The organism is Flavonifractor sp. An91 (assembly GCF_002159225.1).
GTDB lineage: Bacteria > Bacillota > Clostridia > Oscillospirales > Oscillospiraceae > Flavonifractor > Flavonifractor avicola.
In genome coordinates, this window is record NZ_NFHA01000002.1 from 104,772 (window position 1) to 121,161 (window position 16,390).

17 protein-coding genes and 1 tRNA gene are annotated in these 16,390 nt (G+C 57.9%); 4 read left to right on the plus strand and 14 right to left on the minus strand.

Going from position 1 to position 16,390, the window contains the following annotated elements; translation table 11 throughout:
* Together yaaA and bcp are read left to right on the plus strand one after the other, a co-directional pair.
* Positions 1-750 (plus strand): peroxide stress protein YaaA, encoded by a 750-nt coding sequence (gene yaaA / locus B5G42_RS02230; RefSeq protein WP_087266252.1) that lies wholly within the window; start codon positions 1-3, stop codon positions 748-750.
* A 1-nt stretch (position 751) separates the two neighbouring features.
* Positions 752-1,210, plus strand: a complete 459-nt coding sequence (bcp, locus tag B5G42_RS02235) for a thioredoxin-dependent thiol peroxidase (RefSeq protein ID WP_087266254.1) — start codon at positions 752-754, stop codon at positions 1,208-1,210.
* 38 nt (positions 1,211-1,248) lie between these two features.
* Here the strand turns inward: bcp and B5G42_RS02240 are convergent, their stop codons facing one another.
* The 14 genes from B5G42_RS02240 to B5G42_RS02305 all read right to left on the minus strand — a co-directional run bounded on the left by B5G42_RS02240 (position 1,249) and on the right by B5G42_RS02305 (position 14,807).
* The gene (locus B5G42_RS02240; protein ID WP_087266256.1) at positions 1,249-1,821 is read right to left on the minus strand and encodes an ECF transporter S component; all 573 of its coding nucleotides are present in this window, start codon (positions 1,819-1,821) and stop codon (positions 1,249-1,251) included.
* Between the two features lie 152 nt (positions 1,822-1,973).
* Positions 1,974-3,386: a cysteine--tRNA ligase gene (gene cysS / locus B5G42_RS02245; protein ID WP_087266258.1), complete on the minus strand. Its 1,413-nt coding sequence runs from the start codon at positions 3,384-3,386 to the stop codon at positions 1,974-1,976.
* 13 nt (positions 3,387-3,399) lie between these two features.
* The gene (gene epsC / locus B5G42_RS02250; protein WP_191433340.1) at positions 3,400-4,086 is read right to left on the minus strand and encodes a serine O-acetyltransferase EpsC; all 687 of its coding nucleotides are present in this window, start codon (positions 4,084-4,086) and stop codon (positions 3,400-3,402) included.
* A gap of 242 nt (positions 4,087-4,328) precedes the next feature.
* Positions 4,329-4,964 carry a DapH/DapD/GlmU-related protein gene (locus B5G42_RS02255; RefSeq protein ID WP_087266260.1) on the minus strand — a complete coding sequence of 212 codons (636 nt, stop codon included), beginning with the start codon at positions 4,962-4,964 and terminating at the stop codon, positions 4,329-4,331.
* Positions 4,964-5,491 carry a CDP-diacylglycerol--glycerol-3-phosphate 3-phosphatidyltransferase gene (pgsA, locus tag B5G42_RS02260; RefSeq protein ID WP_087266262.1) on the minus strand — a complete coding sequence of 176 codons (528 nt, stop codon included), beginning with the start codon at positions 5,489-5,491 and terminating at the stop codon, positions 4,964-4,966. The genes B5G42_RS02255 and pgsA overlap by 1 nt, the downstream gene beginning before the upstream one ends.
* A gap of 6 nt (positions 5,492-5,497) precedes the next feature.
* On the minus strand, positions 5,498-6,817 hold the full coding sequence (gene rimO / locus B5G42_RS02265; protein ID WP_087187353.1) for a 30S ribosomal protein S12 methylthiotransferase RimO: 1,320 nt from the start codon (positions 6,815-6,817) through the stop codon (positions 5,498-5,500).
* 12 nt (positions 6,818-6,829) lie between these two features.
* On the minus strand, positions 6,830-7,405 hold the full coding sequence (locus tag B5G42_RS02270) for a nitroreductase family protein (RefSeq protein ID WP_087266264.1): 576 nt from the start codon (positions 7,403-7,405) through the stop codon (positions 6,830-6,832).
* Positions 7,405-8,055 (minus strand): regulatory protein RecX, encoded by a 651-nt coding sequence (locus B5G42_RS02275; RefSeq protein ID WP_087266266.1) that lies wholly within the window; start codon positions 8,053-8,055, stop codon positions 7,405-7,407. Before B5G42_RS02275 ends, B5G42_RS02270 begins: the two co-directional genes overlap by 1 nt.
* The gene (gene recA / locus B5G42_RS02280; protein WP_087187356.1) at positions 8,042-9,154 is read right to left on the minus strand and encodes a recombinase RecA; all 1,113 of its coding nucleotides are present in this window, start codon (positions 9,152-9,154) and stop codon (positions 8,042-8,044) included. Before recA ends, B5G42_RS02275 begins: the two co-directional genes overlap by 14 nt.
* 41 nt (positions 9,155-9,195) lie before the next feature.
* On the minus strand, positions 9,196-10,059 hold the full coding sequence (gene prmC / locus B5G42_RS02285; protein WP_087187357.1) for a peptide chain release factor N(5)-glutamine methyltransferase: 864 nt from the start codon (positions 10,057-10,059) through the stop codon (positions 9,196-9,198).
* 54 nt (positions 10,060-10,113) lie between these two features.
* On the minus strand, positions 10,114-11,094 hold the full coding sequence (locus tag B5G42_RS02290; protein ID WP_087266268.1) for a DUF1385 domain-containing protein: 981 nt from the start codon (positions 11,092-11,094) through the stop codon (positions 10,114-10,116).
* A 122-nt stretch (positions 11,095-11,216) separates the two neighbouring features.
* Positions 11,217-12,635: a sensor histidine kinase gene (locus tag B5G42_RS02295; protein WP_242959421.1), complete on the minus strand. Its 1,419-nt coding sequence runs from the start codon at positions 12,633-12,635 to the stop codon at positions 11,217-11,219.
* Positions 12,636-12,699: 64 nt separating this feature from the next.
* Positions 12,700-13,386 (minus strand): response regulator transcription factor, encoded by a 687-nt coding sequence (locus tag B5G42_RS02300; protein ID WP_087187359.1) that lies wholly within the window; start codon positions 13,384-13,386, stop codon positions 12,700-12,702.
* A 29-nt stretch (positions 13,387-13,415) separates the two neighbouring features.
* Positions 13,416-14,807: a hypothetical protein gene (locus B5G42_RS02305; RefSeq protein WP_087266270.1), complete on the minus strand. Its 1,392-nt coding sequence runs from the start codon at positions 14,805-14,807 to the stop codon at positions 13,416-13,418.
* 151 nt (positions 14,808-14,958) lie between these two features.
* Between B5G42_RS02305 and B5G42_RS02310 the strand changes: the two genes are divergently transcribed.
* Both B5G42_RS02310 and B5G42_RS02315 read left to right on the plus strand, forming a co-directional pair.
* Positions 14,959-15,044, plus strand: a tRNA-Leu gene (locus tag B5G42_RS02310).
* Between the two features lie 314 nt (positions 15,045-15,358).
* Entirely contained in the window at positions 15,359-16,309 is a 951-nt protein-coding gene (locus B5G42_RS02315; RefSeq protein WP_087266272.1) for a homing endonuclease associated repeat-containing protein, read from the plus strand.
* The last annotated feature ends 81 nt before the right edge of the window (positions 16,310-16,390 follow it).

The window sequence follows — 16,390 nt, forward strand, 5'->3', positions numbered from 1 at the left end:
ATGCGCATCATCATCTCCCCCGCCAAGAAAATGCGGGTGGACACCGACAGCTTTGCCCCCGAGGGCCTGCCCACCTTTCTGCCCGAGACCGGGCGGCTGCTGGCGGCGTTGAAGGCCATGGACGGCCCCGCCCTGCAAAAGCTGTGGAAGTGCAACGACTCCATTGCCGCCCTCAATCTGGAACGGCTGGCCCATATGGACCTGGAGAAAAACCTCACCCCTGCCCTGCTATCCTATGAGGGCATCCAGTACCAGTACATGGCCCCCGGCGTCTTTGACCGGGAACAGCTGGACTATGTGAAGGAGCACCTGCGTATCCTCTCCGGCTTCTATGGGCTTCTGGGCCCCTTCGACGGGGTAACTCCCTACCGGCTGGAGATGGCTGCCCCCCTGAAGGTGGACGGGCACAAGGATCTGTATGCCTTCTGGGGGAACAAGCTGGCAGAGGCACTGGCCGCCCAGACCGATCTGGTGGTCAATCTGGCCTCCAAGGAATACAGCAAAGCTGTCTCCCCCCACCTGCCCTCCGCTGTCGCCTTCCTCACCTGCACCTTCGGGGAGGAAAAGAACGGCAAGGTGGTGGAGAAAGGCACTATGTGCAAGATGGCCCGGGGTGAGATGGTCCGCTGGATGGCGGAGCATCACGTCCAACAGGCGGAGGAGCTGCGAGATTTTGACCGGCTGGGCTACACCTTCTCCCCCGCCCATTCCGATCCCCAACACTATGTTTTCCTGAAGGAGGAACCCTGATATGCTGGAAGTGGGTACCGTCGCCCCCGACTTCACCCTCCCCGACAAGGAGGGCAACCCCGTCACCCTGTCTCAGTTCCGGGGCAAGCGGGTGGTAGTCTATTTCTATCCCCGGGACAACACCCCCGGCTGCACCCGTCAGGCCTGCGGCTATGCCGCCGCCTACGACCAATTTCAGGCCCTTGACACGGTAGTCATTGGCATCAGCAAGGACTCGGTGGCCTCCCACCAGAAGTTCGCCCAGAAGCACGAGCTGCCCTTCATCCTGCTGTCCGATCCGGAGCTGACCGCCATTCAGGCCTACGGCGTATGGCAGGAGAAGAAGAACTACGGCAAGGTGTCCATGGGGGTGGTCCGCTCCACCTTCGTTATCAGCCCCGACGGCGTCATCGAAAAGGTGATGCCCAAGGTGAAGCCGGACACCAACGCCGCCGATATTCTGGCCTACCTGCGCGGATAAACCAAAAAGGTGCCCTCCATAGGAGGGCACCTTTTTTATCAGAAATTGTGGCTCTTCCTTTTGCGGGACGGCATCTCCGCTCCGGCCCCGGCATGGCTGAGCACCGGCAGCAGCACAACACCCACAACGATACCGCTCAGCCCCTGCACCACGTTGAAGGGCACGCCCGCCAGCACCGCTGTTGCGGCGGCAGTCAAATCACTGCCTGCCAGCGCCATCATTCCCACTTCATAGAGGAAATAGCCGGCAACCATCACCGCTTCGGCGGGAATGCCGCACAGAATCACACGCAGCGGCAGGGAGATGTGCTCCCGCTTCAGGCAAAGGCGGTACAGGCTCCCGCCCACCAGCGCCGTCAGGGCCTTGATGGCAAAGGTCCCCGGCGCCCATGCCGTGAAGCCGCCGAACAGATCGGCCAGCATAGACCCGATTCCGGCCGCCGCCGCGCCCAGTCCCGGCCCCAGCAGGATGCCGCAGAGCAGCACCATGCTGTCGCCCAGATGGACGTACCCCAGGGTCGGGGTGGGGATCCGGATCACCATGGTAGCCGCGGTGGTCAGTGCTGCAAGCAGCGCCGCCATGACCATACGTCTGGTTTTTTGATTTACCATACCGGAACGCCTTCCTTCTGTTTTTCTTCTGTGCCTCCAGTATAGTTCTAATCTGATCTTTTTAAAAGTGTCAATTTTATTCTATTTTATAAGGTCAGATTTACAAAACAGAAGCGCCCGCCGGCAATGCCGGCGGGCGCTGATTCCATAACTTATACCCGGGTCCAGGTGGTCCCTTCCTTACTGTCCTTGATCTCCACGCCCATCTCCTTGAGCTGATCCCGGATGGCGTCGGCGGTGGCCCAATCTTTGGCCTTCTTGGCCTCCAGCCGCTTGGCGATGAGGGCCTCGATCTCCTCGGCACCCTCCACCGGAGCGGACGCCTTCTCGTTCAGGGCGGCGGCCTTTTTCAGCAGGTCCAGACCCAGCACCTGGTCAAAGCTGTCGATGAGGACCCGCTTGGTGGCGTCGTTGGTGTTGGCCTTGAGCACATCGTACAGGGCGGTGACCCCCAGGGAGGTGTTCAGGTCGTTGCCCACCGCCTCGATGAAGGCGGCCTTGTATTTGGCTGCGGCCTCCTCGTCCACCGGGGCGGGGTCGTCGGACAGAGCGGCCACCCGGGCCACCAGCTTATCGTAGGCCACCTTGGCGTTGTCCAGGTTCTCCCAGGAGAACACCAGGCTCTTGCGGTAGTGGGACTGGAGGCAGAAGAAGCGGTAGACCAGAGGATCGTACCCCTTCTCCTCCAGCAGAGAGACGGTAAGGAACTCGCCTTTGGACTTGCTCATCTTGCCGTCGTTGGTATTCAGATGGTGGACGTGCATCCAGTATTTGCACCAGGGATGGCCCAGATAGGCCTCAGACTGGGCGATCTCATTGGTGTGGTGGGGGAAGGCGTTGTCGATGCCGCCGCAGTGGATGTCCAGATACTCACCGGCATACTTCATGGAGATGCAGGAGCACTCGATGTGCCAGCCGGGATAGCCCACGCCCCAGGGGGAGTCCCACTTCAGGGCCTGATCCTCAAACTTGGACTTGGTGAACCACAGTACAAAGTCGTTCTTGTTGCGCTTGTTGGTATCCTCCTCCACGCCCTCACGGACGCCCACCGCCAGGTCCTCCTCGTCGTGGTCGTTGAATACATAGTATTTCTCCAGCTTGGAGGTGTCAAAATACACGTTGCCCCCCGCCACATAGGCGTAGCCGGTGTCCAGCAGCTTGGTGATAACCTTGATATAATCGTCGATCATGCCGGTGGCGGGCTGCACCACGTCGGGGTACTTGATGTTCAGCTTCTTGCAGTCGGCAAAGAAGGAGTCGGTGTAGAACTGGGCAATCTCCATGACGCTCTTGTGTTCCCGCTTGGCGCCCTTCACCATCTTGTCCTCGCCGGTGTCGGCGTCGGAGGCCAAATGGCCCACGTCGGTAATGTTCATAATCCGCTTCACATCATAGCCGTCGTAGCGGAGGAATTTCTCCAGCACGTCCTCCATCAGGTAGCTGCGCAGGTTGCCGATATGGGCGAAGTGGTACACCGTGGGGCCGCAGGTATACATGGTCACCTTGCCCGGCTCGTGGGGGACAAACTCTTCCTTTTTGTGGCTTGCGGAGTTATACAGTTTCATGGCAATTCGCTCCTTATTGATTTTGGCTTCTGGCCTGTTCATCCATCAGCTTTTCCAGCCACTCGAGCCGGGAACTGATGGCCTGCAATTCTTTCTGTACCGGGTCGGTAACGTGGATCTGGTCCACGGAGGAGGCGTAGTCCACCTTCTCCCCGGCAATACGCACCACCCGGGCGGGCACACCCACGGCGGTGGCGTTGGGCGGGATCTCGCTGAGCACCACCGCGTTGGCGGCAATGCGGGAGTTGTCTCCCACCTTAAAGGGGCCCAGCACCTTAGCGCCGGTGGACACCAGCACGTTGTTGCCCAGGGTGGGGTGGCGCTTGCCCTGGTCCTTGCCGGTACCGCCCAAGGTGACGCCGTGGTAGATGAGGCAGTCGTCGCCGATCTCGGCGGTCTCGCCGATAACGATGCCCATGCCGTGGTCAATGACGAACCGGCGGCCGATTTTGGCCCCGGGGTGGATCTCAATACCGGTCCAGAACCGGCTCCACTGGCTGACAAACCGGGCCAGGAACTTCAGGTGGTGCCGGTAGAGGAAATGGGCCAGCCGGTGATAGATGATGGCGTGTACGCCAGGATAGAGCAAAAAGATTTCCAGACGGCTCCGTGCCGCCGGGTCGCGGGCCTGATAGGCCCGCAGGGTCTCGCCAAGTCGGGTCAGGGAAAACACCTCCAAAGAAAAACGCCTCTTACGCATACGCATAAGAGGCGATAAAATCGCGGTTCCACTCTCATTTCTCACTCGAAGGCCGATAACGGGGCCAGCCGGGGGGCATCCACATCCCCCGCGCTCCCGGACGCACATTCTCCAGTTACTCCCTGGGACCGCTCTCAGCCGGTGACGTTCCCTCTCTGGCGGGTACTCGCTGGATACTATTTCCGTTCCTCGCGCTATTCCATTACCATAGTATACTACCACGTTTCCCATTTGGTGTCAAGTCAACGAACACCCGTGTCATACTTGGCACAGAAGGAAGCCACGTCGTCAAAGTCCCGCAGTCGCTCCTGCAACTCCTTATGGTTCCAGTCCCACCACTGGATGCGCAGAAGGGCGGCAATGGTGTCCTCATCGTACCGCCAGCCGATGTGGCGGGCGGGCACGCCCCCCACGATCTCATAGGGGGCCACATCGTGGGTGACCACAGCCCCTGCCCCCACCACCGCGCCATGGCCCAGGGTGACCCCCGCCATGATGACGGCGTTGTGGCCGATCCACACGTCGTTGCCCGTGGTCACATGGTGGTTGTCCCGCCGCCATTGGAGCAGAGCCTGATCATCCGGCCCGAAGCCGTAGTGGGCGCAGCGGTAGGTGAAATGGTGGGCTGCCGCCCGAGTCTTGGCCGGGTGCTGTACCGGGTTGATGCGTACCCCTGTGGCAATGGAGTTGAACTTACCGATGTGGGAGTAGATCACATCGTTGGACCCGAAGAGGTAGGTGTAGTCCCCCACATGGGTCTCCTCCACGATACAGTGGTCCCCCAGCTCCACATAGCGGCCAAAAGTGCAGTTTTTCACCACACAGGTGGGATGGATGAGGGGCCGGTCCTCCTCCAAAGTTCTGGTAAAGTCCAGCATTATACCTTACTCCAGTCGATAACGTCCTTATTTTTTACAAAATACTCGATACCGGAATAGATGGTGGTAGCCAAAATAATGGCCACGCATACCACATCCAGGGTCAGGTTGTGGAACACCAGCATAATGCAGATGCACACCATGGTGGAGGCGGTCTTGATCTTGCCCGACCAGGCAGCGGCAATGACCCTTCCCCGCTCCACGGCGATCAGCCGCAGGCCGGTAACGGCAAACTCCCGCACCACCACAATGAGCAGAGCCCAAGCGGGGAAACGGTTCATCTCCACGAACCACAGCAGGGCGGCCATGACCAGCATCTTGTCCGCCAGAGGGTCCATGAACTTGCCGAAATCGGTAATCATGTTGTAGTGACGGGCAATATAGCCGTCCACAAAATCAGTGACGCTGGCCAGGATGAACACAGCCAGGGCATAGTACATATGGAAGGGGAACTGGAGGTAGAGCACCACCAGAAAGACGGGGATGAGCAGTACCCGAAGCAAAGTCAGCTTATTGGCGGTATTCAAAACACGTCACTCCTCTATTTCCCCGGTCAGGTCACCATCGCTGGTACCGGTAATACGCACGTTGACAAAGGTCCCCGCAGGCACCAGACCGGCGGCGGTAAAGAACACCTTGCCGTCCACGTCGGGGGAATCGGCATAGGAGCGGCCAGCGTAGCAACCCATCTCCTGGTCAAAGCCCTCGCACAGCACCTCCAGGGTCTCCCCCAGGCGACTCTCGTTCCAGGCGTCCATCACCCGGCTCTGGAGCTCCACCAGCAGCTCCACACGCCGCTTGGCGGTATCCGGGTCCACCTGATCAGGCATGACGGCGGCGGGGGTCCCCTCCTCAGGAGAGAACTGGAAGATACCCGCCCGCTCAATACCGCTCTCCCGCAGGAAGTCACACAGCTCCTCAAACTCCTCCTCCGTCTCGCCGGGCAGGCCGCAGATGAGGGAGGTACGCAGCACCAGACCGGGCAGCCGCTCCCGCAGCTTCTTCAGCAGGGCGATGATTTCCGCCTTGGTGGAGCGCCGGTTCATGGCCTTGAGGATACGGTCATTGATATGCTGGAGGGGGATGTCAATATACTTGAGGATCTTATGCTCCCGGGCAATGACGTCGATGAGGGCGTCATCCAGCTCATCGGGGTACAGGTAGTGGAGCCGCACCCAGTGGAAGGGCAGCTTGCACAGCTCGGTCAGCAGTTCCGGCAGCATCCGCTTACGGTACAGATCGGTGCCGTACCGGGTGATGTCCTGAGCGATGACGATGAGCTCCTTCACCCCGTCGTCGGCCAGCTTCTTGGCCTCAGCCAGCAGTGACTCCATGGTACGGCTGCGGTACCGGCCCCGGAGGGAGGGGATGACACAGTAGGCACACCGGTTGTCGCACCCCTCGGCAATCTTCAGGAACGCGGTATAGGGGGGCGTGGAGACGATGCGCGCACCGTCCTCGATGGTATGGTCGATATCCCCGAAGTAGGTGGGGGTATCCCCTTCCATGACAGACTCGATAGCGGGCACGATGTCGGTATAACTGCCGGTACCCAGAATGCCGTCGATCTCGGGCAGTTCCTCCAGGATCTCATCCCGGTAGCGCTGGGTCAGACAGCCCGCCACCAGCAGCTTGCCCAGCTTACCCTGGTCTTTCAGGGCAGCCAGCTCCAAAATATTCTGGATAGCCTCGCTCTTGGCGGAGTCAATAAAACCACAGGTGTTGAGTACCGCCACATCGGCCCCCTCGGGGTCGCCGGTAACGGTATGGCCGGCAGCCTTCACCAGGGCCATCATCTGCTCGGTATTCACCAAATTCTTGGCACAGCCAAGGGATACAAATGCAATCTTCAAGAGACTGCCTCCTTATACGATGGTATATCTGCCCTCCCGGCGGGGAGGCATTTTGGGCTGCTGGTCGGGATAGCCCAGGGTAATGGCCGCCACGAATTCTCCCTTGTCAGGAGCGAACCGCTCCTGAAAGGCAGGGCCGAAGCCCATCCGCTGGGGCGCGGACAGCCAGCAGGAGCCGATCCCCTTGTCCCAGGCAGCCAGCAGTACATTTTCAATGGCGGCGGACACGCTCTGCATGGCGCCGTCCCGGTCTGGATAGTCAGGTTTCAGGAAGAACACCAGTACACACACCGGCGCCCCTCCCAGGGTGGACAGGAACTTGTTGGTGATACCCACCTGCTCCGGGTTGCGGGCAAAGCGCTGCTCCAGCACCGGGGTGAACTTCTCCACTACCCCGCCCATGATGGTCTTGACCTCCTCCAGAGCTTCGGGGCTCTGAACGGCTACAAAGTACCAGTGCTGCAGGTTGATAGCGGACGGGGCAGCCAAACCGGCCTCCAGGATGTCCTTCAAATCGGCCTCCGGAATGGGGTCGGCCTTATAGCGGCGGATGCTGCGGCGGGTCATCAGGGCTTCGCGGGTATCCATCAGAATTCCTCCTCCAGTGCCCCGCCGTACCGGCGCAGGCCCTCTTTGATATCCTCCCACCGGAACCCCCGGCGGGCCAGGACGTTGGCCGCCCGTTGATAACTTTTGGGGTCGGCGAGATCCGCCCCACGGAGTTTTTTCTGCAAAAAAGCGTCAATAGCGTCGTCAGGAGCCTCCAGATCCTCCAGGGCTTCGTCCCAATAGTCCCGGGGCACACCCCGGCGGTAGAGTTCGTCCCGGATGCGGGCCGGGCCCCAGCCTTTGGCAGCATAGTGGTCAGCCACCGTACGGGCATAGGCCTCGTCGTTCAGGTAGCCCAGTTCCTCCAGCCGGTCGGCCGCCGCTTCAGCGGTCTCCCGGTCAGCCAGCGGTTCCTTCTCACGGTTCCGGGGCCGGGCAGTCAGCTTGTCTACCAGTTCCTTCCGGGACAAGGGGCGGGCAGCCAGCAGGTCCAGAGCCTTGTCCCGCACAGCGGCGGCTTTGGCAGCCCGTTCCACCTGCTCCAACTGCTCCGGGCTCAGCTCCAGACCGGAACACAGCCCAAAGGCGACGATCTCATTTTCTGTGATGCGGAGGATGGTCCCATCCTCCAGGTGGCACAGCCAGCGGCCTTGAATGCGCTCCGAGGGGGCCAGCTTACTGATCCGCATCCTCGAAGTCCTCGGCGGATACATCCACCGCCCGGCCAGCAGCACGGGCAGCGGCCCGGGCCTGGCTGCTCATCAGCTTGTAGGAGTTCTTCCGAATGTCGGCCTCCAGCCGATCGCATACCTCCGGGTTGTCCTTCAGGTACTGCTTGGCAGCATCCCGGCCCTGACCCAGACGGGTCTCACCCATGGCAAACCAAGAACCCGACTTCTGAACCAGGTCCAGCTTGGTGGCCAGATCCAGGATCTCGCCCACCTTGGAGATGCCCTCGCCGTACATGATGTCAAACTCCGCCTCCTTGAAGGGAGGAGAAACCTTGTTCTTGACCACCTTGACCCGGGTACGGTTACCAATGATCTCAGAGCCATTCTTCAAAGACTCCACCCGGCGCACATCCATACGGACGGAGGCATAGAACTTCAGAGCCCGGCCGCCGGTGGTGACCTCCGGGTTGCCGTACATAACGCCCACCTTTTCGCGCAGCTGGTTGATAAAGATGACCACGCAGTTGGTCTTGGCAATGGAGCCGGCCAGCTTCCGCAGAGCCTGGCTCATGAGGCGGGCCAGCAGACCCACATGGGAGTCGCCCATGTCGCCCTCGATCTCGGCACGGGGGGTCAGGGCAGCCACCGAGTCCACCACCACCACGTCGATGGCGCCGGAGCGGACCAGGGCCTCACAGATCTCCAGCCCCTGCTCGCCGGTGTCGGGCTGGGAGATAAGCATGGAGTCGATGTCCACGCCCAGAGCCCGGGCATAGTAGGGGTCCAGGGCGTGCTCGGCGTCGATAAAGGCCACCTCGCCGCCCCGCTTCTGGGCCTCGGCCACAATGTGGAGGGCCAGGGTGGTTTTACCGGAGGACTCGGGGCCATAGATCTCAATGATACGTCCCTTGGGGACGCCGCCGATGCCCAGGGCCAGGTCCAGGGACAGAGAGCCGGTAGGGATGGCCTCCACCACAATGTCGGCGTTGTCGCCCAAGCGCATGATGGAGCCCTTGCCGTAGGCCTTCTCGATCTGGGCCATGGCGGTCTCCAGCGCCTTTTTCTTGTCAGAGGCAGGAGCGGCGCTCTCCACCACAGATTTCTTCTTGTCTGCCATGTATCCTTTTCATCCTTTCACGGCGGGCCAGAAGCCCGCCCTTACCGATTCAAAACGCCTTCCACCACACGCCAGATGCCCTGGGTGTCCTGACTGGACTGCACGTTGGAGAAGCCCTGCTCAATCAGCAGCTGCTCCACATCCGGAGCCTGTCCAATCCCCACCTCAAAAAGGAGGGAGCCGCCCAGCCGCAAAGCGGGGCCCCACTGGGCAGTCACCGCCCGGTAGAAATCCAGGCCGTCGGCGCCGCCGTCCAGAGCGGTACGAGGCTCAAAATCCCGGACAGAGCGGTCCAGCCCGGCAATATCTCCGGTGGGAATGTATGGCGGGTTGCAGGCAATGACGTCAAAATCCCACAGCGCTCCGTCCGGAGGCTGAAGGGCGTCGGCCTGGAAGCAGGTCACCCGGGCATTCAGGTCACACCGGCGGATGTTCTGCTTACAGGTTTTCAGGGCCGCCTCGCTCAGGTCAGCCAGCACCACCCGGCAGTCGGGCACGTTGGAGGCCACCGCCAGACCCACGCAGCCGCTGCCAGCGCACAGATCCAGCACCCGTGCCCCCTCCCCTGCCGCCCGGGCCAGCAGAATAGCCCGCTCAGCCAGCAGTTCAGTATCCATGCGGGGGATGAGTACATCCCGGTTGACGGTGAGAGACAGGCCGTAAAATTCCCACTCTCCAATGATGTAGGCCACCGGTTCTCCGGACAGCCGCCGCTCCACCAGCTCCTTCAGCTTCTCCTCCACCGCGTCAGAAGCATAAAGGGCCATATCCCGGTAATACTGCTCCCGGTTCTTTCCGGCGGCAGCGCACACCAACTCCCGGGCCTCCAGCTGGGCACCCTCCACCCCTGCTTCCCGCAGGCGGCGGCGTACGTCCAGATAGAGGTTGTTGTAGGTGGTTGCCATGCTGTAACCACTCCTCGTTTCTCTTGTTCTCTCTCAAAACACCTTTATTGGGTGTTACCACCGATCTTTGCCCTGCTCCTGAGGCAGCACCAGGGTAAAGGCCCGGATACCCACCTCAATCATGGAATCGTCCGGCTCAAAGGTGGTCCAGTTCTGGAGCCACATACCGGGGGCGGACATCATCCGGGTAAACCAGTTGTCATGCCGGCCTACCAGGCGGTTGAATTCGTAGGTCAGGCTGACGATCACCGGCAGCATCAGCAGATGCAGGCCCATCCGCAGGAAGGTATTGGTCACCTCCACAAAGGAAAACACCACGCTGGACAGCAGAATGCTTACCACGATGACCACAAAGAGGAAACTGGTACCGCAGCGGGGATGGTGCCGGGGCTGCTTGCGGACGTTCTCCACCGTCAGGGGCAGACCGTGTTCATAGCAGAAGATGGTCTTATGCTCCGCCCCGTGATATTGGAATACCCGATGGATATCCTTCATGTGGGAGCACAGGATCAGATAGCCCACAAAGATCACAATACGAACCACGCCCTCCAGCACGTTGCGCAGCCACATGGCCAGAGGGGTAAAGTGGCCCAACAGGCCCACCAGGGCGGTAGGCAGCAGAATAAAGAGTCCCACCGAGAAGCAGATACCCAGCACCACTGCCAGGGTCACCAGGGCGGAGGCTGCCTTTTCGCTGCCCAGGTGCTTGTCCAGCCACTGCTCAAATTTAGAGGGTTCCTCCGGCTCCTCCTCGTCCTCAGGCACGAAGGATGCGGAGTACATCAGCGCCTTGACGCCGTTGGCCATGGAGGAACAGAAATTAAAGACGCCCCGGATGAAGGGCACACCCAGCACCGGATGCTTGTCCTTGATGAGCACCCGCTCCTCTACCTGCTCGGCCAGTTCCCCGTCCGGCTTGCGGACCACCACGGCCTTTTTCTCCGGCCCCAGCATCATGATGCCTTCGATCAGGGCCTGACCGCCGATCATGGTCTTATACGGCGTGTCGCAGGCACGTTTCGTCTGTTTTGACATTCGTTCCATGTTCTCCTTGCTATTTGGATTCATATCTAACATATTGTATCAGACCCGCACCCCGATTGCAAGGGGTGCGGGTCTCTTTTTTAAAACAGATGTTCGATTTGCCTGACATTTCCTCACTGGGGTTGGATGGGCAGACGGACGGTAACGATACAGCCGCCCCCCTCGGCGTTGCCGATCTCCAGTACACCCTCATGGCGGCTGACAATCTCATCGCACACCGCCAGGCCGATGCCGGAACCTCTGGCTTTGGAGGAACCCTTGTAGAACTTGTACTTGACGTGGGGCAGCTCCTCCTCGGGGATACCAGGACCGTAATCCCGGATGGTGATAACCACCATATCCTCCTCCCTGCGGATGGCGGTATCAATGCGTTTACCCGAGCCGCCGTGCTTGGCGGCGTTGTCCAGTAGGTTGCAGAATACCTGCCGCAGCCGCTCCGGATCGCCTTCAATGGGCGGAAACTCCTCGTCGCAGTCGAAATGGTTGAGCTCGATGCCCTCCCGGCGGAAGAACTCCCGGTAGGTGTATACCGCGTCCTCCAGCTCCGCCTTGATGTCCATGGGCTCCACCGACAGGGTGAAACGACCGTCCTGGATGCGGGAGAACTCCAGCAGCTCCTCCACCATGTTGGTCAGCCGCCGGGCCTCAGAGACGATGATGCCCATGCCCTTCTTCACATCGGCACCGTCCCGCACCTCGCCGTTCATGATGGTCTCCGCCCAGCCGTTGATGGCCGTCAGAGGGGTACGCAGCTCGTGGGACACCGAGGAGATAAATTCGTTCTTCATCTTCTCGCTCTGGTTGATCTTCAGAGACATATCATTGATAGCGTCGGTCAAATCACCGATCTCGTCGTCAAAGCGCTTTTCGATCTGCACGCCGTAGGACCCGGCGGCGATGCGCTTGGCAGTCTCCGTGATTCCCGCCACCGGCTCCACAATGGAGCGGACAAAGTACAGGTTGGAAAAGTAAACAATAGCCAGGATCACCATACCGATGCCCAGGGAGATGGCTACCACAATAACGATCTGCCAGTCCACGTTCCGCAGAGAGGTAACGTAGCGCATGGCACCCACCACTTCCCCGTCGATAATGAGGGGGCTGGTGGCAGCCATAATATGCTCCCCGGTACTGGGGTCGGAGCCGGTCCACACCTCGGTCTTGCCCTGGCTCAGCGCCTTGGAGATATCAGGGGTACCCGGAGAACGGAAAGCAGTCAGGTCCGAACTGGAGTAGCGGATCTGGCCGCTGGCGTCCAGGAACTCCACCTCCAGCTGGTCGCTGGACTGGTCGCTGCCCACCAGCGTCCGGGCATACTCATAGTAGGAGTCGCCGCTGGCCCGGTAGTAGTTGAAGCTGCGCACCGCGCTTTCCGCCTTTTGGGACAGAGATTCGCTGAGGGTCGAATAGTAGTAGCTGCCCATGGCTGCGGAAAAGGCGGTCACCGCCAGCAGCACGATGAAGAGCACCACGCTGATGGAGTTGACCATCCACCGCTTCCGAATGCCGCGGATGCCTTTGATTTTCTTCATAGGTCGATGTTTCACCACCTGGGTTTGATAAAAAATAGCGCGTCACAGGGTTGGGCGGCCGCCGTCAGAAGCCCCACTTGTAGCCGTAGCCCCATACCGTTGTTATAAAGGTAGGATTCGTCGGGTCGTCTTCGATTTTGATGCGCAGGCGGCGGATATTCACGTCCACGATTTTCAGCTCGCCGAAATAGTCCCGGCCCCACACGGAGTCCAGAATCTCCTCCCGGGACAGAGCCTTCCCCGGATTATCCATAAACAGCTTCATAATGGAATACTCCACCTGGGTCAACTTGACCCGCTGTCCGTTCTTCTCCAGAGTTCGGTTGCGGGTATTCAGCAGGAAGGGCGGCTGACTGATCTCGCCAGTATCCACCGCCTCCGCCCCGCCGGTACGGCGGTACAGGGCATCAATGCGGGCGGTGAGCTCCGCCGGGGAAAAGGGCTTGGTCACATAGTCGTCGGCGCCGGTCATCAGCCCGGTGACCTTATCCATCTCCTGAGTGCGGGCGGTGAGCATAATGATGCCGATGTTATTGTCCCCCGCCCGGATACGGCGGCATACCTCAAAGCCATCCATATCAGGCAGCATAATGTCCAGCAACGCCACCTTGATATCCGGATTGCGCTTGAGCTGGGCCAGGGCCTCCTCGCCGGTCTCGGCCTCGATGGCCTCATAACCGGCCCGCTTCAGGTTGATGACCACAAAGCTGCGGATGTTGGCCTCGTCTTCCAGTACGAGTACCTTTTTCATCCCATTCCCTCCTTATATTCCTGTCCGTGTCAGGACCAGTCGTTGGTAATCAGTGCAAAATGTGCCTTCACACCGCTCTCGTCCAGTCCGCAATCCCAGCTGTTCTGGATGAAGCGGGCGGCATAGATGGTGTCGCTGTCGTCATCCCCCTCCAGCAGCCGGAAGCGGCCCGACATATTGGCCCGCATATAGCGGTTGTCACCCCGCAGGGTGTAGATCACCAGGAAGGGGGCCGGGTCCACACTGGCGTCTCCCTCCCAGTAGGAGAAGATGACCGCCCGCTCTCCCCCGCCGGCCACGTCGCTGCGGGACAATGTGATCTTGCCGTCCCAGCTATCCGGCAGGATAAAATACCAGCCGTCCTGATCGTTGTAGTAGGTGGAGAAGACCGGATGGGAGTTGCCGTTGATATCGTACTGCCGCCAGCGGATGGCCCAGAAGTTCACCGCAATGCTGGTGCTGCTGGGATCAGGCAGCGCATAGGGGTCAGGCAGCTCCATAATGCCGTCATTATTGATGTCTTTTGCTGTCACCGCTGTATACCAACGGATGGTATTGTCACTCTCCCCTGTCTCAGGATCCAGGGTGATGTTCTGGATCCGTCCGTTTTTCCAGGCGAAAATATCGGTGATCTGCCCGGTCTGGCTGTAGGCGGTGCTGGAATCGTAATCGGTCTCGCTGCCGCTGCGGCCATAGGCAGAGCTGACAAAAACCGCCGGGATGTTATCCTGCAAATATCCAGTCCTAACTCCGCCCTCCGGCAGGCTGGTAACATTGTGGGACAGAGGTGCCGAGGAGTCCAATCCCAGGATACCGTTCTTGTAGTTGTACAGCTCCACCCGGTTGCTCTCCTCAGTGGCGCCGGTCTGGATCACCACGACCTCGTCCTGGCCATCCTGGTCCATATCGCAGATCTGGAAATTGGTATAATTGGTACGCATCAGCTCCAGTACCTGGCCGTTATGAATGGAATAGGCAGCCAGGGAGTGGTTCTGATCGCTCATCATCTGCCAGCTGACGATGATCTCCTTGCTGGGACTGTCGTCCAAATTCTCATAGGAGACATAGTTGATGGCCGAACCCTCGCCTTCAATAATGGCCGCCACCTCATAGTCGTCTCCGGTCTGACGATAAATGTAGATCTTCAGGGGGCGCTCCGACGAACTGACCCGGAAAAAAGCGATGGCCTCCTGCACACCGTCGCCATCCAGATCCTGAAGCTGTACCTTCTGGGTCAGTTCTCCGGTGAGGGGGGCGGCGTACTCGCCGCCGGCGTTAAGGACTTCGTTGATCTTATTATCCAGCTTCAGATAGTCGTCCGGCGCTCTGGGCGGGGCGTAAAGGTCGTCCACCGACTGGGAAAAGCAGCCTGTCAGCAGCATTAACAGCCCTGCCGCCAAAATCAGTCTGAGTTTTTTCATGGATTTTCTGCCCTCCGTGGGAATTTTCGATAGTGTTATCATAACACATCTTCCGGTGAAATGGTATGGCGTTTTCTGAATTTATTCCGATTACAGGGCTTGCCATCTGTCCGCAATTCGTGTATAATACCATCCAGACCGCATATAGGACGCCGGTGTGATGGAATGGTAGACGTGACGGATTCAAAATCCGTTGGTGGCAACACCGTGTGGGTTCGAGTCCCACCACCGGCACCATAATGAATGAGCCCCGCTTTTCGAACTGTTTTATTGAAAAGCGGGGCTCATCGTATGTGGAAAGCCTTGTAGTAAGGGACTTTCCACTTTTTGTAGCCCCTGATTTGTTTTTCAAAATTCTTCAAATGCAAAAACAATATTTTTATGTTGGGCAGAGATTTAGACGATACTTTCCGAAAAGCAACAAGCATTACAGTTTACTTGTTTCTTGTAATTTGTATAAACTTATATTACAATAAAAAATAATCTTAAGTGAGCGCCACACGAAAGTCAATCAAAATGTTGCAACACTATAGTGCAAAGAAAGGCATATTATGGAATTTAAACTAAACGAATACCACCATAATATCTCTGATAAAGATTTATTAAATGATGTTGCTCGTGTAGCAAAGGCCTTAAACAAGGCGAATTTAACTAAAGTGGAATATACACAAAACGGTCAATATGGCGTAGAAACAATTTGTAGACGTTTTGGCAGTTGGCTCAAAGTTCTCAAATTATGTAAACTGGAATCAAATCAGTTCCAATTGGCTGCCGCAAGTAGTTCTCATTTGTATACTTCGATTTCAAATTTGTTTTTATTAGATGATATTATTCGTGTTTCAAAGATTTTGGGCAAAGAGTCTTTTAGCAGCAGGGAGTATAATGACCTTGCAAAATATAGTAGTTCAACTGTTTTTAAACGCTTTAAATCATGGAACGATGCATTAGATAAAGCGGGACTTCAACCTTATAAGCAAATTTCGGAAAAACGCATTGAAACTGTTTCCCTTCTTGAAGAAATAGAACGCATGTGGATTACTTTAGGACGGCAGCCAACAGTAAGTGATATAAAAAACGGATACTCAAAATATGCACTTAATACTTTTAGTCGCCGGTTCGGCGGTTGGCGAAATGCACTTGAAGCCTTTGTCGTATGGATTAATGATGAACAAAATGATATTCAGGCAATGGAGAGTAAAACAGACCAGAGTGTAGAGGACGATCCGCTTATCCCCAAAAAAGATTTAGTCCCTCAGGACACTCCTCTGTCTATTATAAAGCACAAAACTAAACGAGACATTAACCTTCGACTTCGGTTCCTGGTGATGAAACGTGATAATTTTAAATGCTGTGTCTGTGGAGCATCTCCAGCAAAAGATTCAGAAGTCGAACTTCACGTTGACCACATTATTCCCTGGTCTAAAGGTGGAGAAACGGTCATAGGAAATTTGCAAACACTTTGTAGTAAATGCAATTTGGGAAAAAGTGACTTGATCGAATAAATATATGACCATACATTATTACATTATTTTTAGCAGGCATCTATAGTGTTGCGATGTTCCACGCCGGAGCAGGCTTTGTAT